We start from the raw sequence: 21870 nt of genomic DNA on the forward strand, positions 1-21870 counted from the left end.
AATTCCTGAGGCTTTGCCTAGGGTTGCATTCCATTAATGCGATCGTAAGCAAGAACCGTCAAATTGAGCCCGATTTTGGGGAAAACTGCACATGTCCTTGCTGTCACTTGGAAAACTCCTGCCGTCGCTGAAACTTCGTCTCGGCACCAAGGCGGTCATTTCCGCCGTCCTCCTGATCGCGGTGAATACCGCGCTGGTTGTAGGCGCGGCCTATTGGTCGCTCAACTCTGAGTTCGGCGACCGGGCGCTTCGCGACATCGAGGTCAATCTGCGCACCCTGGCGCTGTCATTTGCCGAGACCTACCCCGACGCCAAGATCACGCTGAAAGACGGCATGGTCGCCAAGGCCGAAGCGGCGAAGATGCCCGAATTCAAGGACCACGCGATCGTCGATCGCTCGGTCGGCTATGTCGGCGGCAACGCGACGCTGTTCGTCTATGACGAGGCCAGCAACCAGTTCGTCCGCCGCTCCACCAACGTGAAGAAGGAAAACGGCGACCGCGCCGTCGGCACCCAGCTTGCGCCCGACCATCCGGGACAGCCGATCCTGCGTCGCGGCGAGGCCTATAAGGGGCCGGCCACGCTGTTCGGCAAGACGTTCATGACGGCCTATTACCCGATCGCGAATTCGACCGGAAAGGTGATCGGCGTTCTCTATGTCGGCATTCCGATGGCGCAGTTCGAGACCATGCTGTCGCATGCGATCCAGAACATGGCGATCGCCGCGGGAATTGCAGCGCTGCTGGTGATGATGCTGACGATGCTGATCGTGCGCCGCGTGACCAAGCCGCTGACTTCGGTCTCGGCGACGCTGACGGCCATCGCCAACGGCAACAGCGATGTCGAGGTCGGTCATCACGAACGCATGGACGAGATCGGCGAGATCGCGCGCACGGTCGCGGTGTTCAAGAACAACTCGCTCGAGCGCCGCCGGCTTCGCGACGAACAGACCGCGGCCGCTTCTGCCGCCGCCGAACAGCGCAAGACCGAATTGCGCGGGTTCGTCGACGAGTTCCAGACCAGCGTCGGCGGCATCCTCGACAAGGTGCTGAATTCCTCGGGTGAATTCGAGCGCGTGGCCAAGCAACTTACCGAGACCGCGCGGACCACCGCCGGGCTTTCGGGCCAGTCGGCGGGCGCGTCGGAGACCGCCTCCGAGCATGTCCGCACCGCAGCTGTTGCTTCCGATGAACTCTCCAACTCGATTGCCGAGATCACCCGCCGCGTCCAGGAATCGAACGGAATCGCGGCCGACGCCGTCAAGCAGGCCGCGGCCACCGACCAGCGCATCAACGAGCTGTCGGAGGCGGGCGCGCGGATCGGCGACGTGGTGAAGCTGATCACCTCGATCGCCGAGCAGACCAATCTTCTGGCGCTCAACGCGACCATCGAGGCCGCCCGCGCCGGCGATGCCGGCCGCGGATTTGCCGTGGTGGCTCAGGAGGTCAAGAGCCTCGCCGGCCAGACCGCCAAGGCCACCGAGGAGATATCGAGTCAGATCGGCAGCATGCAGCTTGCGACCGAAGAGTCGGTCAGCGCGATCAAGGCGATTGGCCAGACCATCGAGCGCATCAGCGATATCGCGACCTCGATCTCGGCCGCGGTCGAGCAACAGCGCGGTGCGACGGCGAACATCGCCCAGAGCGTGCGGGCCGCCGCAAGCGGGACCGCCGACGTCGCCGTCAACATCCGCAACGCTGCACAGGGCGCGGGCGAGACCGGCGAGACTTCCAACCGCATGTTTGCCTCGGCGCAGGCGCTGTCGGGCGAGAGCCTGCATCTGAAGGCCGAGGTCGAGAAGTTCCTGGACCGCGTTCGCGCGGCCTGATCGCAATCTGGCTATTGCCTATCTTTCCGTGACGCCGGTTCTGATGGCATCAGAACCGGCGTCATATTTTTGTCTGACGCGCGAATGCGCGATGAACCGTTACTGTTTCGGCTGCGGCACGATCCGGATGTACGGCTTCGGCGACTTCCAGCCCTGCGGATAGATCGTCTTGGCCTCGTCGTCGGTGACCGAGCCGGCGATGATGACATCTTCGCCCTGTTTCCAGTCGGCCGGCGTCGCGACGCGATGTTTGGCCGTCATTTGCAGGGAATCGATCACGCGCAAGATTTCCTGGAAATTGCGCCCTGTGGTCATCGGATAAACCAGCACCAGCTTGATCTTCTTGTCCGGTCCGATGATGAAGACGTTGCGCACGGTCTGGTTATCTGCAGCGGTCCGCGTTGCGACATCCCCCGAGGTGGAGGCGGGGAGCATGTCGTAGAGTTTTGACACGTTGAAATCGGTGTCGCCGATCATCGGATAGTTCGGCGCCGCGCCTTGCGTCTCCTTGATGTCCTCCGACCATTTCGAATGCTTGTCGACGGGATCGACGCTGAGCCCCATCAGCTTGACGCCGCGCTTGTCGAATTCGCCCTTCAACTTTGCGAGAGCGCCGAGTTCGGTGGTGCAAACCGGCGTGAAATCCTTCGGATGCGAGAACAACAGCGCCCAATTTGAGCCAATCCAGTCGTGGAATTTGATTTTGCCCTCGGTCGTCTGGGCTTCGAAGTCCGGGGCGACTGCGCCAATCTGGAGTGCCATGGTACACCTCATCTTATTCAAGTTGCAGGAGAATTTCTGTTGATCTGTATAGACCCTAGCAGGGTGGAAGGGAACCTCCGGCCAAAAAAGGCGAGATCCTTCTCCGCGAATAGGGAACTCCTAGCACCTTCTTTCGATCTGCGCCCCTGCGACGAAAAATCCACGGCGGCGGTAATCGCCCAGATTGCCCCGATATCGCCTTTTATGGTCCGCAAGACCCCGGTCCCGGTGCCGGGGCGTTCATCGGTCATTCAACTGAACCGTGACATCAGTCACAGCGACTAACTGGAGTCACAGCGACTAATTGGCAACCATCTAAAAATCTCGGAATGCAAGTTTCGAATCGTTAACCACTCGTTTACGCCGGCATCGCAATGCTGGACCAGAAAAAGAAATTGAGAAGTGCAAGCTATGTCTGCCCCTAATACTACCAAATCTATTGAAGCGTTCGCCGTTCTCCAGCCTTCCTGTCGCAAGACCGCCGCCCACGCGCTGACCATCGTGCGCGACGGCGTCATCACCGGCGAGGGCCCGACCACCAAGGGCCGCATCCATTTTTCCCGTGCTCTCGATGCCGATGACGCCGCCTGGTGCGCGCGCATCCTGACCGCGACCGCCGTCGAGCATCAGCCGGTCAGCCGCGCCGAAGCCGAGGCGCTGTTCGAAATCAGCGACGCCGCCGCCGAGCGCAGCGACGGTGGCCGTTTCGACGATCTCTTGGCCAAGGCGGTCGCCCATCATGCGGCGTCCGAATCCGGACTGCCCGTGCCGCCGCGCACGGTTGCCCTGTCGCCGGACACCGACATCGAAAGCTGGGCCCCGGCCAAGGCCGTCAACATCGACACCAAGGTGCTGGAGTGGATTGCCGCCCAGATGCGCGGCAAGCGCCGCTCCAACCACGCGCTGGCCGCGATGGTCGCGACCCTGGTCGGCGCCGCCGCACTGCCGCTCGCGCAACTGCCGGGCATGCTGGACATGGGGATGATGTAACGTCATTCTCGCATCGCTGAATTCAAAGCGGCGGGGATTTTCCCCGCCGCTTTTGCTTGATGGGGCAGGGTGGTGCGCCATCATCCAAGCGCAGATTTCCGTTCTCGCGACGCATCGCGCCCGAGTCTTTCAAGTATTTTGCCCTCGAGAATTCAGAGGGCGCAGGGAATGCCGGATGCGCGCTGCACCCGCGGTCTCGTGTGCGATTATGCAACAAGATGGTGCACACGAGCATACAGGGCAGCGGAGAGCATCCGACATTCCCTGCGCAGTGGCTTTACGGCTTATGGCGTGCTCTCCCCGGTGAGACGGTCTCTATTGCCACCGTCGTCCCTCGGAAGCGTTAGCTCCCGCAGGACTTGACGCCGTTACGGGCGCCTGGACCACACGCTTTCGCCGTACGCTTCAGCCGCGACCGTCAATCGCAACCTCGACGTCCACCGCATCCCCGCCCCTCGTCATGACGACGGCCGACGCCCTCTGAGTGGGGCGGGATGGCGATAGATGCGCACTGATTTGGGTCGGACGACAACAGAAATATTTTTGATTTACGGAATTTTTTGGCTTGACACGAATTCCGTAAATCAGAACTGATTTGCCCGTCGGGTTGATTTGTCGCACCCGGACCGCAAGATTGCGCTTGCGCGCGAGGCGACGCAGCTGGCGTTTTGCAATTCGGCTGGAAGGAAGTGCGATGGTAGCGCAGGGCAGTCCGTAGGGCGGGTTCTCTTTAACCCGCCATCTCGCAATCAACGCGGCGGGTTAAAGAGAACCCGCCCTACGAAGGTCTACTCAAGCAATTCCGGATGCTCTACAACGGCGAACAGCCGGTCGGCGTCGCGCTATGGGCGCTGGCGGATGAGATCGTGGCGCGGGCGACACGCGGCTGACGGCGGTGGAATGGAAGAGCGGCAGCCACATGCGTATTGTCGATGTGGTGGCGCCGTTTGGGGGAGAGGCGGAGATGCGGGGGCAGGTGCCAGCCTAGCTCGAGTACTCCCAATGAGATAGAGGGCGCTGCTCCTCCACAAACTAAGCTGGTCAGATCGATCGGGAGATGACCCGACAACAGACCAAGATAGCAAGGTTCGCATCTATGAACGATCGCGCGGTATGGACCGAAAAGGATGTTGAGCGCCTCATTGACGCGCTTAAGACTGAGCACGGCTTTTGGGACGCCTATGTCGCAGGGGAAATTCGGGAGAAGCAAATCCAACCGCAAGTATCGCAATGGACTCGCATGACGATGCACCGCCTTTTTCCAAGCGCGTCCTTCGAAGAACTCACCGATCTTTTGATTCTATTCCGCGACCTCGTTCGCACGCAGCTTGGCCTGGAACGGTGATTGGTGACCCATGAGCAACTCCTTTTACCTCGACAACAACAGCCTAAACTACGCGTACCGCGCGGGAGGAGTGCTATGGCTTGATACCATCGCTGCAACCTTGACGCAGCGTGGCTATCAACTGAAAATTAGTGATGTAGTCAGAGGCGAAGTCGCGGACGGGGCTCATGGTTGGCCAGCAAGGGCCTATCGACGGAACTCCCACGCAAACAGGCCAGTTGCTCCAGTCAGGCGCCATCTCCACAAAAAGGCCCCGTAGGGCGGGTTCTCTTTAACCCGCCATCTCGCAATCAAGGCGGCGGGTTAAAGAGAACCCGCCCTACGAAGGTCTGTTCGACGACTCTCCTTTAATCGCTAACTTCGGTGGTTATGGGTCGGCTCAAGGCCGGGACGACTTGTTTCACGATCTCGCGGAGCATTACGCCCGAGGTTTGCATGTAATTTCGTCCTTCAAATCGGAGGGCGCGGGAACCCGGGTGCGCGCTGCACCCGCGGTCTCGTGTGCAATTTGTGCATAGGAACGCGCCCACGAGCATACATGGGCCTTTAATTCTCTCTCCGGCACCCCATATAGAATCCCATGGCACAATGGAAAGCATCTGTCGCGCGGCAACCACCGATGACCAAGGCGGAACTGCGGGAGATGCTGACGAACGCGGTCCGCAACACGCAACCCGGTGCTGACCAAAAGCCGAAACGCTCCCCGAAGGTCGAGAACGATCAGTCCTGACGGGTCGCCCGACGATATATCCGCGTCAGTTGCGGTCGATCCGAACAGCCTGGCCTCACAAGTTTCACAGGGAATAGCGTATGCGGCTGGTTGCCAAACCCACCGAGCAAGAGATCATCGAGGGACCGCAAGCGGTATCCTTTCAGATCGCGAACGGCAACGCGCGGCAGCGCTGCCTTCTGCAAACCGATCTTCCGACGCAGGCGCTGGCCCACAAATATCTGCTCACCAATTGGCCCGTGATCGAGCGGATGGCGCGCGAGGCTCTGGCGACCGGCATCCTTGACGATGGTCAAATCAAACTGGCCATGGTCTAAGCGGCACGTTCAACAATCAATGTCGGTTTTGGTCTACAGGGAATAGTCATGCTCAAGGATCGCGAGAATATCCTGAATGCGCTTCGCGAGAAGCCGCTCAAGGTCTACGAGATCATGAAACGCGCCAATCTTCCGAATGAGGAAGCCTGCCAGTCGCTGCTTCTGAAAATGCGCGACGAAGGTCTAGTGAAGTTCGACATCCACAAGGGTCGCTGGCTTGCCGGATGATGGCGCGGCGCGGACGACAAGTCGCGCGCCGAAGCTGGATCGCGGCTAATCCGGGCCGCGTGTGTCTCGAATGTCCCGCAAGAGCCAGGCGAGCACTAGAACCGAAGGCGTCCACGCGAGTAGTGCTCCGATCAACATCGCTTGCGCGCTTGTCATGATGGCTCCTCCACTTACTCTATCGACAAGTTCCACCTCGACGGTTTCGGCTCATCTACGTCCGACAGACGGTCTCCTGTCCGGAGCTGTCGCATCGCTGGATTATTTCTGGTTTGCGACAGACGGCTCGGGGCATTTGTAGAGCCATCTCCAGTAGGCCTTGTTACGATCCCGCTGACGCTTGCACTGCTCGCGGCACCTGGACGAGCAGAATTGCCCGAAGCGCCAGCTGAAACGGACCAACCCGAAGGGGCGGTCGCAGTTCGGATTGTCGCAACGGTTTGTCATGATGCGGCCTCCGCATTCGTTCGCAGGATCAGGCGAATGAATTTTTCCTGGCCCTGGCCGAGACAAGAACGTCCGCAGTAACGTTCACGCGCCGGATTTCGCAGGCATACTATCTTGGGTTCTTCACTGTCGCATTCGGAACAGCGTGGGCCTGTACGCATGGCGACCTCCTCCTGAGGAATTGCCATTCACTGATCGTGGTGTACTGGTTGTCGTGCCGTCGGATGACCGGAGGGCGACGATGCGTCACTCTCATTCCGTCCCGCCCCATATGCAACTTGTCTAGATGGTTGATCGGCTTATCCCTAGGTATGACCGGCTCGAAACTGCCAATTTCGGTGGAATGGAATGGTTGTTCTGTCCCTGTCGCCAGACCGATCGGAATAGCGGTGCGATGCCGTGCTAACCCAATCGGATCGGGTCATCTGCTCTTTTCCTCGCCGTGCTCGCCCAGCGCGGCGTCGAGGCAGTTGATCAACGCCTCTCCCGTGAAGGGTTTGGTGAGAAAGCAGCTCGCGCCGGCCTTCAGCGCTTGCATGCGCGCGCTCTCGGTCGCGAAAGCCGTGATGAAAATGAATGGCAGCCGGTATCCGTCGGCAACCAGGTGAGCTTGCAGCTCGAGACCGCTCATGACCGGCATTTGAATATCTGCGATCACGCACGAGGTGTCATCCAGATGAGGCGACCGCAGGAACGCTCCGGCCGATTCAAAGGTGTGAACGACGTATCCAAGCGTCCGCACGAGATTGTAGGTCGCGGTGCGAACGGAGCCGTCATCGTCAATGATTGAAATCACGGGTGGGTTGGCCAAAGCGGTGCTTCCTGACGTGCTGGCAGAATGCCTCTTGCTGCAAGCCGCTTGGGAGCAGAGTGCGTCGCAAATCAGGGGCGGAAAATCATACTTAGGTTTGCAGAACGGGATTTGGAGCGCTCAACTAGAGCAGAATGACGTTTCTTCGAACCGTCATCCTGCTCCATCTCTTTGTTTGAGCATGATCTTTCGGAAAACCGGTACCCACTTTTCCGGATCATGCTTTATCCGCCAGGCTATTGGGGCGGCGCCGGGCGCTGTATTTCGAGTGCCTGGGCCATCTTCACCAGATCGGCCAGCGATTTCGCGGCCATTTTTCTCATGATGTTTCCGCGGTGTATCTTCACGGTGATCTCGGCAATGCCGATTTCGGCCGCGATCTGCTTGTTCATGAGCCCGGACGTGACCAGCGCCATCACCTCCCGCTCCCGGGCAGTCAAGGTCGCGAACAGCGCGTGCAGGTCAGAGCGGATCTTTGCTTCATTCCGGCTACTTCGATCGCGTTCGATGGCCGCCGTCACGGCATCCAGCATGTCCTGATCGCGGAATGGCTTGGTCAAGAAGTCGACAGCCCCGGCCTTCATGGCCCTGACCGTCATCGGGATATCGCCGTGGCCCGTCATGAAGACGATGGGAATGTGAATGCCTGCCTTGGCAAGGTCGGCCTGAAAGTCGAGGCCGCTCAGTCGAGGCAGCCTGATGTCAAGGATCAGGCAGCTCGCAACGTCCGGCAGCTTGCTCTGCAGAAATTCAGCGCCCGAACCGAACACTTCGACCCGCAAGCCCACCGAGCGGAAAAGATTCCGGAGCGCTTCACGCACCGACACGTCATCGTCGACAACATAGACGATCGGCTCGTCCGGGCCGCCAATGGTGCGAGGCGAGTTTGAGCGGCCGGTCACGGCGTATGGTCCTCTTGATGCATCGGCAGGCTGAACTGAAACGTCGCGCCGGGCCCGACATTGACGGAGGCCGACAATCGCCCGCCATGGGACTCGACGATTGATCGGCAGATCGACAGGCCCATGCCCATGCCGTCGGGTTTGGTGGTGAAGAACGGGGCGAACAGCCGGTCGGCATTCTGAACGGCCAATCCGACACCGGAGTCTGTTACCGTGACCAGAATCTCGTGGGCGTCATCCTGGTGCGTCCGGATCGCCAGCTTGCGCGGCCGGTCAATGACCGGTTGCATCGCTTCAATGGCGTTGATGACGAGATTGAGGATGACCTGCTGCAGCTGAATCCGATCGCCGAGGACCTGGCCGAGAGCGGGCGCGAGGTCCTTCCGCAGCACGATCCGCTGGCTGAACAGTTCGCGATGCAGCAAGGTGACCACCTCATTGACGAGCGCATTGATGTCGAGAGGCGCTTTCTGATCGGCGGTCTTGCTTACCAGCCCGCGGACGCGCTGGATCACTTCGCCCGCCCGGTTGCCGTCATCGATAATCGAGGCCAGAGCGCTGCGCGCTTCCTGCAGTTCGGGAGTGTCGCGGTCGAGCCAACGCAGCGCGGCCGAGGCGTTGGCGACGACGGCGGCCAGCGGCTGGTTCACTTCATGGGCAATCGACGCGGCCAGCTCCCCGAGCGCCGTCACGCGCGTGACATGCGCCAGTTCAGCCTGCGCCTCGTGCAATTTCTCCTCCGCTCGCCTTCGTGCCGTGATGTCCGTCACCGCGCCGACAAATTCGATGCCATCAGATGCATCGGTTACGGCATGCGCCGTTGCATGGACATATTTGACGGAGCCGCCGGGCATCAGCAATCGATATTCGTGATCGAAATGCGTGCCGTCGCGGGATGCCCGGTCGATGTTCTGTTGCGCGCCCGCTCGATCGTCGGGATGAATGCGTTGAACGACCGTGTCGAGTACGACAGAAGGTGCCTTTTCAAAACCGAATATCCTGAAGGTTTCGTCCGACCAGATAATTTCGCCGGTGGCGACGCGCCAGCCGAAGCTGCCGGTGTGGCTCAATCGCTGTGCTTCCGCCAGATAGTTCCCACTCTGCCGCAAGGCGTTTTCAGCCTCCTTGCGCTCGGTGATGTCCTCGCATGCGATCAGGACGATCAGCCGGTCATCCTGCCGTCGTACGGCCTTCGCGTTTTCACGAACCCACAGCGCCGAACCGTCCTTGCGAACCTTTCGGATCTCCCAGCTATGCGTTTGCCCGATATGCGCCAGACAGATTTCAACGCTTTTTCGCACCGTGTCCCAGTCTGCTTCAAAGAACACCCCGAGCACCGGTTGTCCCCGTAGTTCGCTGACGAGATAGCCGAGCTGGGCGGCGCCAAAAGTGTTGACCGACAGGACGATGCCGTCCGCATCGACCATGAAGTACATGACGGGGTTGTGCTCGAACACCTCCTTCCATTGCGCCTCGCTCTCGCGCAGGGCTTCTAATGCGCGTTGTTCGGCGCTTGCCCGGCTCTCAAGCGCGGCTTCCATTTGCCTGCGGGTGCTTCCTACCAGGTGCATCACGATCAATGAGGCGAGAAACAGGGCGAGCAGCAGCGCGACGGCAATCAGATAGTCGGCAACCTCCGGGGCGGGACCGAGCACGAGCCAGATGCAAGCCGCCGTCAACGATGCCAGCGCCATGCCGCCGAGCAGCGACTGCTCGGCCGAGCGCCGGGATTTTAGTATCTGGTTACGCATGGCATTCGGCCATCCGGCCCCGCGCCGCGTCGTCAGGTGATCATCACCATCGACGGCAACACGTGGCCCCACGAATGGGCCGTATCCTAGCAGCTTTTCCCGGCCCGGAGGTATGGTGCATCGCGATACGCAGGTGGCTCAAAGCGCTTGCGGTCGCGGCCGTTCGTCGCGCCTGCAAGCCTCGGTTGACAGTCGCGGAACGCGCAACGTCGACAACTGGATATCGCTGCGGGTGGAGGAGGGCGCTCGTCCCTCGCAAGGCTTGGGCGGCTGATCCTAAACCTAAGTATGCTCCTCTCACCCAAATGTAACGTGCATATCAACCTCCGTTCAATGGTTCGGCGAATCTCCGCGACTAGGCTTGCGCGATAGCCGAGCGGCAGCAGGTATCTCGCGCCATCGCTCTTGCTGATTGAACGTTGAACCTCGGCGCCGCTGTCCGGGGTAGCCGCATTGTAAACATCGCTTGCGTAACGACCGCCGTCTCGTACCGCCACAAATTCGGGGATTGAGATGCCAAAGCCAAGCCTGCAATTGATCCACTGCTCGAACGATATTCGCCCGGGTGCCAAACGCCGTCAGGACAGCACCAACTCCAACTTCCAACCCTACGTCATTCCTGGAGGCGCGCGATCCGTGCCGATCGATCGGTCATGGGAGGCCGCGCTGGATCTGGTCGATTTTGGCGTTCTGGTTTGCTATCAAAACTATCTTGCCTTCCTTGAGGCGAGTGCGGCCGTTCTCGGCGGCTCCAGGTGGACTGATCATGAAGAGACCCGCTAGATTGACAAGGCTCGCCCGAACCATGCGTGGTGCATCGACGATCCCTTGCTCCGGGGCGTCAACGCCACCCGCGTCGGCCAGCTGCGGTGTCCTTCAACTTGTCCGCAGAGCCGAAGCCGGTCACTCTGCTGAGCTGCGCATCTCGAATTGGGGGGCTGGTGCCTGATGTTATCGTCCGACAGGATCGCGCTGTTTATCGATGGCGCCAATCTCTACTCGACCTGCAGAGCGCTTGGTTTCGACGTCGATTACAAGCGTCTGCTCAAGGAATTCCAGAGCCGCGGTACGCTGCTGCGGGCGTTCTATTTCACGACCATTATCGAGGATCAGGAATACACATCGGTCCGCCCGCTGATCGATTGGCTCGACTATAACGGCTACACCGTCGTCACCAAGCTCACCAAGGAGTTCATCGACCCCAGCGGCCGCCGCAAGGTGAAGGGCAGCATGAATATCGAGCTCGCCGTCCACGCGATGGAGCTTGCCGATCATGTTGACCGGATGTTTCTGTTCTCGGGCGACGGCGACTTCCGCTCGCTGCTCGAAGCGGTGCAGCGCCGCGGCGTCCACGTGACCGTGATCTCTACGATTGTCAGCCAGCCGCCGATGGTGGCGGACGACCTGCGGCGTCAGGCCGACGCCTTCATCGATCTTGCCGAATTGAAGCCAGTGCTCGGGCGTGATCCGTCGGAGCGGCCGGCGGCACGTGAGATACGCCAGCAATCGTCGCAATTCCCGTCGCACGTGGCGATCAATGGAAATGACCTCAGGTCATGATGTCTCCGGGATGTCGTCCCGCTCATCCGTGCTGTGTTTGTTCTGATGACGAATCCCCGCGCGCAAAAGGGATTCGCGCACCGTCAAGAATTGACGGGATCGCGTCCCGATGCATCATTGTGCGATGTTCGGTTTCTTCAAAGGTTGCCGCCTGGCCCGCATGAGCAGCGGGCGCTTCTGCGTGGTGCGCGATCTCGGCCTCGTCAAGGGCGGCAAGGGCATGCGGCACCATGAGGTGGTGATCGCCTTCAGCGCCCGCGAGTTGCTGAAGTGGCTGCGCCAGCCGTCGCCGAAGCAGGCGGAGCCGGACGCGAGTTCGCGCGCGAGCAGCGCCTTGCCCCATGAACCAGAGGCGTTGGCTAACCTCGGACCGCGCTCCTGAAGGCAGCCGAAAGCGCGGCAAGCGCATCGCGCGGCCGGCCGTCCTTGACCCTGGAGTGAAGCAAGACCGGCAAGCGCGGCAGATCGGGAAGTCCGAGCTTGGGGCCGACCTCAACGGCGCCGAATGGCAGCATGCGCGGCGCCAAGGCCGCAACGCCGAGCCCGGCCATGACGGCGGCTGCAACCGCCGCAACGCCGCCGCCGACGAAGATTTCCGTCCAGGGCACGTTCGCCGCATCGAGCAGCCGCCCGGCCATCGCACGCACGCCGCAGGGCTCGGCCATCGTGGCAAGCGGCAAGGGCTCGCCCGCGCGGTACTGCCAGCCAGGTGCTGCGAACCAGCCGAATTTCTCTTCGGTAATGATTTCTCCGTCGTCCCGCCCGGCCTCGAGGCGGACGATCACCGTATCGAGCTCGCGCCGGTCGAAGCTTTGCAGCAGGTCGCCCGACGATCCGATCCGGATTTCGATCAGCAGCTGCGGGTCTTGCGCGTTCATTCGTGCGATCAGCGCCGGGAGCTCCGGCCCCGCAACATGGTCGCTGATGCCGATGGTGAGGCGCTGCCGGGCACCGGCAAATACGGCGAGCGCACGATCGTGCACCGCCAGCAGTTCACGGGCGTGTTCGAGAAAGGCTGCGCCTTGCGCCGAAAGCTGCACGTAGCGGGGCGTCCGCTCGATGAGCCGGCAGCCGAACCTCTCCTCGAGCCGTTTCAGCTTCAGGCTGACCGCGGCCTGCGTCGTCCGCATGGCCTCAGCCGCGCGCGTGAAGCTGCCAAGTTCGGCGATGCGGACGAAAGCCCTGATGGCATCGAGGTCGAGGGGGCGTTCTGTCATTTCCAGCCATTATAGCTGATATCCGTATCCATAGCATATCAAAATAGTCCGGCGGCGTTTAGCGTTACGGCCAGTCCAAATGGACCAGCACGATATGGAAAGGATCAGCTGTGCCGCTGCTACACATCTCACTGCGCGCCGGAAAGCCGGAAGCCTACCGCCAGGCGATCTTCGACAGCCTTTATCGCGCGATGCGCGAAGCGTTGAACGTGCCTGAAGACGACCAGTTCATGACCATCACGGAGCATGACGCAGCGAACTTCCGTTACGGCGCTGCCTTTGGCATCGTCCGGAGTGACGACCTCGTGTTTATCCAGATCACCGTGTTCGACACCCGCCCCGCGGAACAGAAGAAGGCGCTGTTCCGGCGGATCGCGGCATTGCTTGGCGAGCGCCCCGGCATACGGCCGGAGGATGTGTTCGTGAACGTGCTCGACGCCGCGAAGGAGAATTGGTCCGTCGGCCACGGGCTCGCGCAATTCGCTTGAGCAGAGGATCGTTAGTCAGCTCGGAACTGTCTCGTATGCAGACGGAACCCATTCGTATGCAGATCTTTGATCGGCTCCACCGGAAACTTTGCTGCTTTCAACCGTTCTCCATGAAAGGAGATTTGCATGAGCACCTTCAGAGAGAAAGCAGAGGCGCAAACCGAGCAGGTGATTGGACAGATGCTCGGCGATGAGTTGCTGGTGAGGGAAGGCCAGTCGCGGTTGCGGAAAGCGGAGAGTGAGGCTGAAGAACCCTCCGAGGATCGGGCCAAGGAACGAGACAAGGATCGTGCCAAGGGTGCGGATCAGGGCATCGTCCGCGATGAACGCGGACAGGATCAGCCAAAGGACAAGGCGCGCGCCCAGCAGGTGAGCCGCGTGGATGAAGGCGGCGATCCGCCCGGCAAGAAGGCCTAGGCGATCGCTCGCCGATGAGAAGCCATGTACCGTGGCCGCAAACGCAGGATATCGATATGAAGAACCAGCTTGTTGCCGACGACCCCGGCGGGCGGATCCACGTCGTCATTCTGGAGTCCGGCGAAGAGGCGTTCGCGGCGCTGACGCGGTTTGCGAACGAGGCAAGGATGACGGCGGCGTCCGTGACGGCGATCGGCGCCTTCGAAAAGGCTGTCGTCGGCTGGTTCGATTTTGCAACGAAGACCTACAAGAAGATCGAGGTCAACGAACAATGCGAAGTGCTGAGCGCGCTCGGCGACGTTGCCGTCGGCGATGACGGCAAGGCCAGCCTTCACGTCCACATCGTGCTCGGACTGTCCGACGGATCGACGCGGGGCGGCCATTTGCTTTCCGGCACGGTGCGGCCGACACTCGAGGTGGTGCTGACCGAAGTCCCCGCCAGGCTGCGGCGGAAGAAGCGGGCGGATATCGGGATCGCGCTGATCGATATCGCTGCGGGCTAAGGCTAGCGCTTCAGTCGGAGGCGATGCTGCCCCGCGGCAAGGCGAGCCTGCGCCGACACCCTGGGCATCAACGAATCGTCACAAATGTTTGCCGCCGGACCCAGGCCGTAAGCAAACGTTTAGCCGAAGGCTATAAAATACCGGCGACCACGTCCTGTGTTAACCACCGGTTAATCATGCGCCTCCTGCCGATGAGCTCCGACAAGTCCTGGCGTTCGATCAAGGCGCAATGGAAGAAGGACGCTGAAAGCGTCGGCGAAGACTTTTCCACGTTTTCGAACGGTAGCTACGCGGCGTTCGACGCCCTGACCAAGGACGGCGACAACCCGACGCTGTATTGCCTTTCGGACGGAGAGAAGATTCACGCGGCTTGTCAGGTCAGCCGCCTGATGATGAGCAAATTCCCGACCCCGATCCTGCGCGCGCGCTTTGTCGTGGTCTCTCCGCTCTACGAACTCGGGGTCGCGACATCAGGCCAGTACGCGCAGACCATGGTCGCCCTGTTCTCCGGGATCGTATGGTTGTCGCGCGACACGCTGTCGGCGGGGCATGTCCGGTTCTTCCTCAAGAGCCCCGGCGATGCGCAGTTCTTCGCGGCGCTGCAGGTCGTGACGGAGCTTTCGCCATTCTCGGCATTCGCGATCGACGGGGCCTTGATCGAGTGCAGCTTGAAAGAGGCGGAAGTTCCGGAAATGGCCTGATCCGGGTGCGCGCTTTAACCCCGCAATAACTGATTTTGCTAACGCCCTCTTGGGTTGTCTTCCCGTACAAAAGCGACTGTGGGGGCGGACGAGAATGCCGGGTAGTGCATCGGATAGCGTCATGGCGGGGAGCCTGCGGTGGTCAATCGCCGGCGTGCTGTCCCGGATGCGCCTGGGCGTGGTGCAGTGGCTCATTCTGTGCGCCGCGGCGACGGTGATCGCGATCATGCTCGGCACCGGCTATTTCGCGCTGCAATTTCGCGAGCGTGCGCTGGACGTTGCCGAGCGCGAACTCAACAACACCGCGCTGCTGCTGTCGCGCCATTTCGACCAGCAGCTCAGCGATCTCCAGCACGTGCACGACGACGTCCTGAACTATATCCGGGCCGGTGGGGTCAACACACCAGACGAATTCGAAAGGAAAATGTCGACCTTGAGCGCGCATGAGATGGTGCGCACAAGGCTTGCGACGCTGCCGCATGTCGGCGCCCTGAACCTGTTCAATGCCAAGGGCTGGCTGATCAATACCTCCCAGATGTGGCCGGTGGGAGACGTGAACATTTCCGACCGGCGTTATTTCCAGGAATTTACCTCGGGAAAGCCGACGCCCGACGTGATCGTCGAACCGGTCGTCAGCAAGGTCACGAAAGTCTGGACCACGGTGTTTGCGCGCAAGATCGTCGGCCGCAATGGCGAGATCATCGGCTTTGCCAGCCGCGGCGTCGAGCCGTCGCATTTCGAAGCTTTTGTGGGCTCCCTGGCGCTGGACAGCGATACCGCGATTTCGATGATCCACCGCGACGGCACTATCATCGCCCGTTATCCGAAAGAAGCCAAGCTGCTCGGCGTGAACGTCGCCAAGTCGCCGTCGTTTCAGCGGGCGCTCGCCCTGAACGGCAACATCTCGGGACGCTTCACCAGCTCGTCGGAGAATGAGGACAAGGTTGGTGCGGTCCGCTCGCTCATGCATTTTCCGATCCTGATCGTTGCGACCACCAAGACCGAGACCGCGCTGGCCGATTGGCGGGCGCAGACCAAACTGCAGTTTTGCGCGGCGGCGCTCGCGATCATCGTCGTTGTCGTCATGATCTTCCTGATCGTGCGCCAGTTGCGCAGCCAGCATGCAGCAGCCCAGTACAAGCTGTCGGAAAAGACCCAGCATCTGGACGCCGCCATCAACAACATGACTCAAGGCCTGTTGCTGTTCGATTCCTCGGCCCGCCTCGTGGTCTGCAACCAGCAATATATCGACATGTTCGGCGTATCACCCGAGATCGTCAAACCAGGTTGCCATTTGCGCGACATCATCCTGCATCGCCAGGAGCAGGGCTCCTTTGTCGGCGACGTCGACGCCTATTGCGCGAGATTTCTGAGCCCCACGGACGACGGCGTTCGGATCATCGAGACGACGACACCTGACGGGCGCACGATCCAGCTGATCTACCAGCGCTCGCCGGACGGCGGCTGGGCGACCACGCTGGAAGACGTGACCGAGAGGCGGCGCGTCCAGGCGAGGATCCAGCATCTCGCCCATTACGACGCGCTGACCAATCTGCCGAACCGCACGCTGTTCCAGCGCCATGCCGAAGCGCTGCTCGGGGAATCCGAAGCCGCGCAATTCGCGATCCTCTACATCGACATCGACGAGTTCAAGCGCATCAACGATTCGCTCGGGCATCTGATCGGCGACGAATTCCTCAAGGGCGTCGCGGATCGCCTGCGCCAGTCGGTCGGGCCCGAAGACTTCGTCGCCCGTCTCGGCGGCGATGAGTTCGCCGTCGTGCAGCGTCACGTCACGTGTGATAACGACGTCAGCATTCTGGTCGCGCGGATTTACGATCGGCTGCGGACGCCGTTCGATTGCAACGGCCATCGCCTTTCCAGCGACGCCAGCATCGGCGTCGCAGTCGCGCCGCGTCACGGCTCCGATCTGTTCGCGCTGCTGAAGAGCGCTGACCTGGCGATGTATGCGGCGAAGGCGGCGGGCCGCCGGACCTATCGCTTCTTCGAACCGACCATGGAAAAACAGGCCAACCATCGCCGCGAACTCGAGAGCGATATGCGCGCGGCGCTGGTCGATGGCGGGTTCGAGCTGCACTACCAGCCGCTGGTCGATTTGCGCAACGACGAGGTCAGGGGATGCGAAGCGCTGCTGCGCTGGCGCCATCCGCTGCGCGGCATGGTTTCGCCCGCCGATTTCATTCCGGTGGCCGAGGAGACCGGCCTGATCGAGGAGATCGGACAGTGGGTGCTGCGGACCGCCTGCGCCGAAGCGACCACCTGGCCCGCGCATGTGCGCGTCGCCGTCAACGTCTCGCCGATCCAGTTCCGCTCGCAGTCACTGTCGCTGAAGGTCGCCGCTGTACTCGCCGACACCGGGCTCGATCCGCGCCGGCTGGAGCTCGAGATCACCGAGGCGGTCTTGATCGCGGACGATGACGCCGCGCTTGTGGCGCTGAATCAATTGCGCGCGCTCGGGGTTCACATCGCGCTCGACGATTTCGGAACCGGCTATTCCTCGCTGCAATATCTGCAGCGCTTCCCGTTCGACAAGATCAAGATCGATCGCAGCTTCGTCAAGGAAGTCACCTGCAATTCGAGTTCGGCCTCCATCATCAAGGCGGTGGTGAGCATCGCGGCCGACCGCGACATGATCACGACGGCCGAAGGTGTCGAGACCTTGCAGCAGCGCGAAACCGTGCAGAATCTGGGCTGCACCCAGATGCAGGGATACCTGTTCAGCGCGGCCCGGCCGGCGCATGAAATCCGCGCGCTGCTGGCCGCGTGCCCGACCGCGGTCGAGAATGCGGCGTAACGGCTGCCGATCGCCGCTAAAGCCGCGCGTCTGAAATCGCCTTCCGCAGGATGCGCGACAGCGACTCGACCGAATAGGGTTTCTGGATCAGCTCGAAGCCGCGATGGGCATTTTCCGCCAGTACGTTGCTGTAACCGCTGGTCAGCACCACGGGCAGGCCCGGATAACGTTCGCGAATGACGCCGGCGAGCTCGACCCCGTTCATGCCGGGCATGATGACGTCGGAGAATACCAGATCGGCGGCAAACTCGTCCTCGGCCAGGATCGCCAGCGCGGTGTCGGCATTGTCGGCGCGGCGCACCATGTAGCCGAGGTCCTCCAACAGCTCGGTGGAGAACTGTCCGACATCGTCATTGTCCTCGACCACGAGAACGCGGTAGCCGCGTCCGCGCGGGCCGGGCTCCTGGCCAGCGGCCGCGGCTACCGCCGCCTGCATCGGCATCGCGGCCTGCGGCAGGTAGATGGTGAAGGTCGCGCCCTGTCCGGGCTCGCTGAGAACGGCGATATCGCCGCCGGATTGCTTGGCAAAGCCGAAGGCCTGGCTGAGGCCGAGCCCGGTTCCCTTGCCGACTTCCTTGGTGGTGAAGAACGGTTCGAAGATCGCCTCGATGTGCTCGGGGGTGATACCGAGGCCGGTGTCGGTCATGGCGATGGCGACGAAGTCGCCGCTGCGTGCGGTCTGGGCACGCAGGGCAGGGATGGAATGAGCCTTCCTGACGCTGATCGCGAGCCGGCCTTCGCCCTCCATGGCGTCGCGCGCGTTGACCGCAAGATTGATCAGCGCGGTCTCGAACTGCGCGATATCGGCAATCGCGAAGCAGTCGGGTGCTGAGATATCGACCTCGATCCTGATCCTCGGGCCGACGAGCGGGCGAACCAGCTGGGCGACGGCTTCGACCTGGGCGCCGACATCGAACACCTGGGGCTTGAGCGGCTGCCGGCGGGCAAACGCCAGCAATTGCGCGGTCAGTTTCGAGGCGCGTTCCACGGTATCGGAAATCGCATCGATGTAACGCCGGCGCCGCTCATCCGGCAGGTCGCGGCGGCGCAGGAAGTCGGTGGCGGAACGGATGATGGTGAGGAGATTGTTGAAATCGTGCGCGACACCGCCGGTCAATTGGCCGACCGCTTCCATCTTCTGCGACTGCCGCAGCGCTTCCTCGCCCTTGCGGCGCTCGGTGATGTCGATGGCTTCCGGAACCGCACCGATGACGGCGCCGTGCTGGTCGCGCAAGGGGCGCATCGCGAAGTCGAAATAGCGCTCGCCGACCGGCAGATGCAGCCGCATCTCGGTCTTCACCTCGTCGCCCCTCATGACCGCGACGAAGGCATTGCGGACGGCGTCAGGCATGCCCTCGGTGGCGCCAAACCACGGCGTTTCCCAGAACGGCTTGCCAATGACGTCGGCGGCGTCGGCGCGAATGCCGTCCAGCGCCGTCTTGTTGGCGTAGAGCACATCGCCATGGGGATTGAGCAGCGCCTGGTACTGGTGGCTGGTCTCGAAAATCGCGCGCATCTGGGCTTCGTTGGATTCCAGTTGCGCCGTCCGCTCGGTAATCCGCAGTTCCAGGGTTTCGTTCAGTCTCCGCAGTTCGGTTTCGGCCTGCTTGGCGGCGGTGATGTCGTGGGCGACGCCGATGAAGCCGATGTGGTTTCCGGTCGGGTCCCAGCGCGGCTGGGATTCCGACCTCAGCCAGCGCCATTCGCCGTCTGCGCGCTTGTAGCGGGCCTCCAGCACGAACGGCTTCAGCGAGGCCTCGCCGGCAACCGATTCCTGCAGGATGCGCGGCAGATCCTCCGGATGCAGCACCTTGCGCCAGTCGAACCCGATCGCCTGCTCGAACGGCAACCCGAGGAAATCGACATAGGCCTGGTTGGCGAAAGAGCGCGTGCGGTCGAGCTTGGTGACCCAGATCGGGACGGGGGCGCTGTCGGCGATCAGGCGGAAGCGCTCCTCGCTTTCGCGCAGCGTTTCCTGGGCCAGCATCTGACCTGACACGTCGAGATCGGCGCCGACCAGGCGCTGCGCGCGACCGTCGCGGCCGCGCTCGATCTTGGCAACGACGCGGATCCATCTGATGTCGCCGTCATTCGGCCGGATGATGCGGTATTCGGCCGAATAGTCCTCGCTCTCGCTCCGCAGCACGCCGAACAGATGTTTGACCGTCCGCTCGCGATCTTCGGGATGGATTCGACTGACCCAGTCCGAATAGGTCTCGCCGGCCGCCTCGGGCGGCAGCCCGTGAACGAGGAGGTATTCCGGAGAGCGGCGGTTCTTGACGCCGTCGCGAAAATCGATTTCTAGGCCGCCGACACCGGCTATTCGCTGGATCCGCGCCAGCTCCGCCTCGCGTTCCTGCAGCGCGCGATGAGCCCGGTCGCGCTCGCGCGCGATTTCTTCGAGATGTTGACGCAGCCTTTCCGCAGCGGCTGCTTCAGGAAGTGGGTTGGAATGATCAGGAGGAGTCATACGCGCCCGCAAGCCTCTTGCCGCACTCTCACACAAGAGGCGCAAGGTTTGCCAGCATCATTTGCTTTCATTTGCTCTTGGCGGGGGGCCGGCAATTATAGGCTCTGCGGAACCCGCCGGCCTGGGCGTCCTCTTCGGAACAAAACCACCGGTCCGGATTGGTCAGTCCCGGATAGCTGCGGCAGGCCTGCAGATGATAGATGCCGAAATTGCCGGTGACGCGGGCGCGGACCGCGAACTTGCCCTTGATGTTGCAGCCGGACGGCATCACGAAATCCTCGGGGAATAGGGCCTCGCGAATCTGGCGGTCGCGGTCGGCGCGGCATGCGGCGCCCAGCAGCGTGCCGTCCTTCAGGCCGCGGCGGAACTCTTGCGGCGCTGCGAAACAGCCTTTCCAAAGTCCCTGACGGTCGTCCCTGGCGCGGGCCTCGTCGGTCTTGAAACGCCCGGTTGCAGAGGCGTCGATATTCAGGGCGAAGCCCTGGCGGACCAGCAACTGGCTGAGGCTGGTGGTGTCGCCCTCGATCTTGCACACGCCGAGGCGCCGCTTTTTGAAGGTGGGATCGGGGCCGAGATCGTCGCAGCGGACCTGGCGGCCGCCGATCAGCTTGACCAGTTGATCGCGCGCCTCGATGCCGCAGGTCCAGCTGTCGGCATGTTCGTCGATGCAGAGCTGATCGAACGCCGGGGCGTCGATCCCGTCGAGCCGGTAGGTAACGTTGCCCAATTGAAGCATGCCGCCATCCTTGACGGTCGCCGTGGCGGCCCAAGCTTGAGATAGAGATACGGGGGGGCACGTCACGAGCAGCATCGCGACAAAGAAAATCAGGAATCGCATTGTCTCACTTCAAATGCATTTCGGCGGGCACGACCTTCTAGCACGGGCCAGTGCTAGCGGCGGAGGAATAACTAGGGCACCTAGGACAAGGCTGTGAGCAGCGCGATGAGGGTCGCAACTACACTGAAGAGCCAGGGAAAGCTGTACGCAGTCCAGCCGAATACTGCAGCGAGGAAAGTCGAAGGCAGCCACCCCAGCTCTAGGCCCTAGGTGTGGTCGCTGCTGATCGCGACCGCATACATCGCCAAAAACACAATGACGGCCACCAGGCCATCCGGTCCGCTTTCGAATCGGGGTCTTTCGCTCCTGATCTTTCGCGATCTCGATATTCGGTTCCATTGGCCCCGGGGGCCTCCTGGTGATTAGTCGGGGAAATCGTGGGCCGGTCGGGACTATCAGTTGACTTGTTTGGAACAAATAGAGAACATGGGGCTCAAGGATCATTTCCATGTCTTCTTCCTCCCAGCCAGCCACCGAACTGAATGACGAACTGGAAACGGCGGTGGATCAGGCCATTTCGGCCTGCGGCGGGGATATGCGCGCGACCGTCCGCGCGCTGGTCGTGGCCAATGAATATCTGGAAACCGAGGTCGGCGAACTGATGAAAGCGGTGTCGCACGCCTATGCGCGCGGCCGATTTCACAGCTATTCCGGCTGACGGGCTGCAGCGGGCCGCAGCCTGAGCAGGCGGCCTGAAACTGGACCGTTGCCTCGGTCGATTTTTGCTGTACGACGGGTTTGTTAGCCGCGTTC

At 61.7% G+C, this 21870-nt stretch carries 22 protein-coding genes; 15 read left to right on the forward strand and 7 right to left on the reverse strand.

The annotated features are described in order from the left end of the window. Nucleotides 1-91 precede the first annotated feature (91 nt). The gene (locus tag JQ609_RS05000; protein WP_212272216.1) at nucleotides 92-1828 is read left to right on the forward strand and encodes a methyl-accepting chemotaxis protein; all 1737 of its coding nucleotides are present in this window, start codon (nucleotides 92-94) and stop codon (nucleotides 1826-1828) included. 99 nt (nucleotides 1829-1927) lie between these two features. Here the strand turns inward: JQ609_RS05000 and JQ609_RS05005 are convergent, their stop codons facing one another. Beyond that, the gene (locus tag JQ609_RS05005) at nucleotides 1928-2590 is read right to left on the reverse strand and encodes a peroxiredoxin (protein WP_212034861.1); all 663 of its coding nucleotides are present in this window, start codon (nucleotides 2588-2590) and stop codon (nucleotides 1928-1930) included. Between the two features lie 411 nt (nucleotides 2591-3001). Here JQ609_RS05005 and JQ609_RS05010 point away from each other — a divergent pair, with 411 nt between their 5' ends. The 5 genes from JQ609_RS05010 (at nucleotide 3002) to JQ609_RS05030 (ending at nucleotide 6200) form a co-directional block, all read left to right on the forward strand. Then, nucleotides 3002-3580 (forward strand): hypothetical protein, encoded by a 579-nt coding sequence (locus JQ609_RS05010; RefSeq protein WP_212272217.1) that lies wholly within the window; start codon nucleotides 3002-3004, stop codon nucleotides 3578-3580. Nucleotides 3581-4466: 886 nt separating this feature from the next. Further along, on the forward strand, nucleotides 4467-4568 hold the full coding sequence (locus JQ609_RS35865; RefSeq protein WP_409411163.1) for a toxin-activating lysine-acyltransferase: 102 nt from the start codon (nucleotides 4467-4469) through the stop codon (nucleotides 4566-4568). A 108-nt stretch (nucleotides 4569-4676) separates the two neighbouring features. Continuing rightward, nucleotides 4677-4925 carry a hypothetical protein gene (locus JQ609_RS05020; protein WP_212272219.1) on the forward strand — a complete coding sequence of 83 codons (249 nt, stop codon included), beginning with the start codon at nucleotides 4677-4679 and terminating at the stop codon, nucleotides 4923-4925. An 810-nt stretch (nucleotides 4926-5735) separates the two neighbouring features. Continuing rightward, nucleotides 5736-5972 carry a hypothetical protein gene (locus JQ609_RS05025; protein WP_211998140.1) on the forward strand — a complete coding sequence of 79 codons (237 nt, stop codon included), beginning with the start codon at nucleotides 5736-5738 and terminating at the stop codon, nucleotides 5970-5972. A gap of 48 nt (nucleotides 5973-6020) precedes the next feature. Next, nucleotides 6021-6200, forward strand: a complete 180-nt coding sequence (locus JQ609_RS05030; protein WP_192733787.1) for a hypothetical protein — start codon at nucleotides 6021-6023, stop codon at nucleotides 6198-6200. Nucleotides 6201-7065: 865 nt separating this feature from the next. On the opposite strand, the gene JQ609_RS05035 is transcribed toward JQ609_RS05030, so the two are convergent. The 3 genes from JQ609_RS05035 to JQ609_RS05045 all read right to left on the reverse strand — a co-directional run bounded on the left by JQ609_RS05035 (nucleotide 7066) and on the right by JQ609_RS05045 (nucleotide 10108). After that, nucleotides 7066-7455, reverse strand: a complete 390-nt coding sequence (locus tag JQ609_RS05035) for a response regulator transcription factor (protein ID WP_249119392.1) — start codon at nucleotides 7453-7455, stop codon at nucleotides 7066-7068. A 236-nt stretch (nucleotides 7456-7691) separates the two neighbouring features. After that, complete coding sequence (locus tag JQ609_RS05040) at nucleotides 7692-8357, reverse strand: response regulator transcription factor (RefSeq protein WP_212208942.1); 666 nt, start codon at nucleotides 8355-8357, stop codon at nucleotides 7692-7694. Next, nucleotides 8354-10108 carry a PAS domain S-box protein gene (locus JQ609_RS05045; protein WP_212272220.1) on the reverse strand — a complete coding sequence of 585 codons (1755 nt, stop codon included), beginning with the start codon at nucleotides 10106-10108 and terminating at the stop codon, nucleotides 8354-8356. Before JQ609_RS05045 ends, JQ609_RS05040 begins: the two co-directional genes overlap by 4 nt. Before the next feature lie 513 nt (nucleotides 10109-10621). Here JQ609_RS05045 and JQ609_RS05050 point away from each other — a divergent pair. The 3 genes from JQ609_RS05050 to JQ609_RS05060 all read left to right on the forward strand — a co-directional run bounded on the left by JQ609_RS05050 (nucleotide 10622) and on the right by JQ609_RS05060 (nucleotide 12050). Continuing rightward, nucleotides 10622-10891 (forward strand): hypothetical protein, encoded by a 270-nt coding sequence (locus JQ609_RS05050; protein ID WP_212272221.1) that lies wholly within the window; start codon nucleotides 10622-10624, stop codon nucleotides 10889-10891. 165 nt (nucleotides 10892-11056) lie between these two features. Beyond that, on the forward strand, nucleotides 11057-11668 hold the full coding sequence (locus JQ609_RS05055) for an NYN domain-containing protein (RefSeq protein WP_212272222.1): 612 nt from the start codon (nucleotides 11057-11059) through the stop codon (nucleotides 11666-11668). Between the two features lie 160 nt (nucleotides 11669-11828). Next, nucleotides 11829-12050 carry a hypothetical protein gene (locus tag JQ609_RS05060; RefSeq protein WP_409411164.1) on the forward strand — a complete coding sequence of 74 codons (222 nt, stop codon included), beginning with the start codon at nucleotides 11829-11831 and terminating at the stop codon, nucleotides 12048-12050. On the opposite strand, the gene JQ609_RS05065 is transcribed toward JQ609_RS05060, so the two are convergent. Next, nucleotides 12028-12885, reverse strand: a complete 858-nt coding sequence (locus tag JQ609_RS05065) for a LysR family transcriptional regulator (RefSeq protein WP_212272223.1) — start codon at nucleotides 12883-12885, stop codon at nucleotides 12028-12030. The genes JQ609_RS05060 and JQ609_RS05065 overlap by 23 nt on opposite strands. Before the next feature lie 110 nt (nucleotides 12886-12995). On the opposite strand from JQ609_RS05065, the gene JQ609_RS05070 reads away from it, so the two are divergent. The 5 genes from JQ609_RS05070 (at nucleotide 12996) to JQ609_RS05090 (ending at nucleotide 17809) form a co-directional block, all read left to right on the forward strand. Further along, nucleotides 12996-13373 carry a tautomerase family protein gene (locus tag JQ609_RS05070; protein ID WP_212272224.1) on the forward strand — a complete coding sequence of 126 codons (378 nt, stop codon included), beginning with the start codon at nucleotides 12996-12998 and terminating at the stop codon, nucleotides 13371-13373. A 126-nt stretch (nucleotides 13374-13499) separates the two neighbouring features. Then, nucleotides 13500-13790: a hypothetical protein gene (locus JQ609_RS05075; protein WP_212272317.1), complete on the forward strand. Its 291-nt coding sequence runs from the start codon at nucleotides 13500-13502 to the stop codon at nucleotides 13788-13790. Between the two features lie 56 nt (nucleotides 13791-13846). Then, on the forward strand, nucleotides 13847-14293 hold the full coding sequence (locus JQ609_RS05080) for a PPC domain-containing DNA-binding protein (protein WP_212272225.1): 447 nt from the start codon (nucleotides 13847-13849) through the stop codon (nucleotides 14291-14293). Between the two features lie 23 nt (nucleotides 14294-14316). Next, nucleotides 14317-14994 (forward strand): hypothetical protein, encoded by a 678-nt coding sequence (locus JQ609_RS05085; RefSeq protein WP_212272226.1) that lies wholly within the window; start codon nucleotides 14317-14319, stop codon nucleotides 14992-14994. Nucleotides 14995-15115: 121 nt separating this feature from the next. Next, nucleotides 15116-17809 carry an EAL domain-containing protein gene (locus tag JQ609_RS05090; RefSeq protein WP_212272227.1) on the forward strand — a complete coding sequence of 898 codons (2694 nt, stop codon included), beginning with the start codon at nucleotides 15116-15118 and terminating at the stop codon, nucleotides 17807-17809. A 16-nt stretch (nucleotides 17810-17825) separates the two neighbouring features. Here the strand turns inward: JQ609_RS05090 and JQ609_RS05095 are convergent, their stop codons facing one another. Both JQ609_RS05095 and JQ609_RS05100 read right to left on the reverse strand, forming a co-directional pair. Next, the gene (locus JQ609_RS05095) at nucleotides 17826-20279 is read right to left on the reverse strand and encodes a PAS domain-containing sensor histidine kinase (protein ID WP_249127650.1); all 2454 of its coding nucleotides are present in this window, start codon (nucleotides 20277-20279) and stop codon (nucleotides 17826-17828) included. A 67-nt stretch (nucleotides 20280-20346) separates the two neighbouring features. Beyond that, nucleotides 20347-21090: a thermonuclease family protein gene (locus JQ609_RS05100; RefSeq protein WP_249127673.1), complete on the reverse strand. Its 744-nt coding sequence runs from the start codon at nucleotides 21088-21090 to the stop codon at nucleotides 20347-20349. Nucleotides 21091-21565: 475 nt separating this feature from the next. Here JQ609_RS05100 and JQ609_RS05105 point away from each other — a divergent pair, with 475 nt between their 5' ends. Then, nucleotides 21566-21775 (forward strand): hypothetical protein, encoded by a 210-nt coding sequence (locus tag JQ609_RS05105; protein ID WP_212272230.1) that lies wholly within the window; start codon nucleotides 21566-21568, stop codon nucleotides 21773-21775. Nucleotides 21776-21870 lie beyond the last annotated feature (95 nt).

It is taken from the genome of Bradyrhizobium sp. AUGA SZCCT0169 (assembly GCF_018130085.1).
In the GTDB taxonomy this organism is placed as follows: domain Bacteria; phylum Pseudomonadota; class Alphaproteobacteria; order Rhizobiales; family Xanthobacteraceae; genus Bradyrhizobium.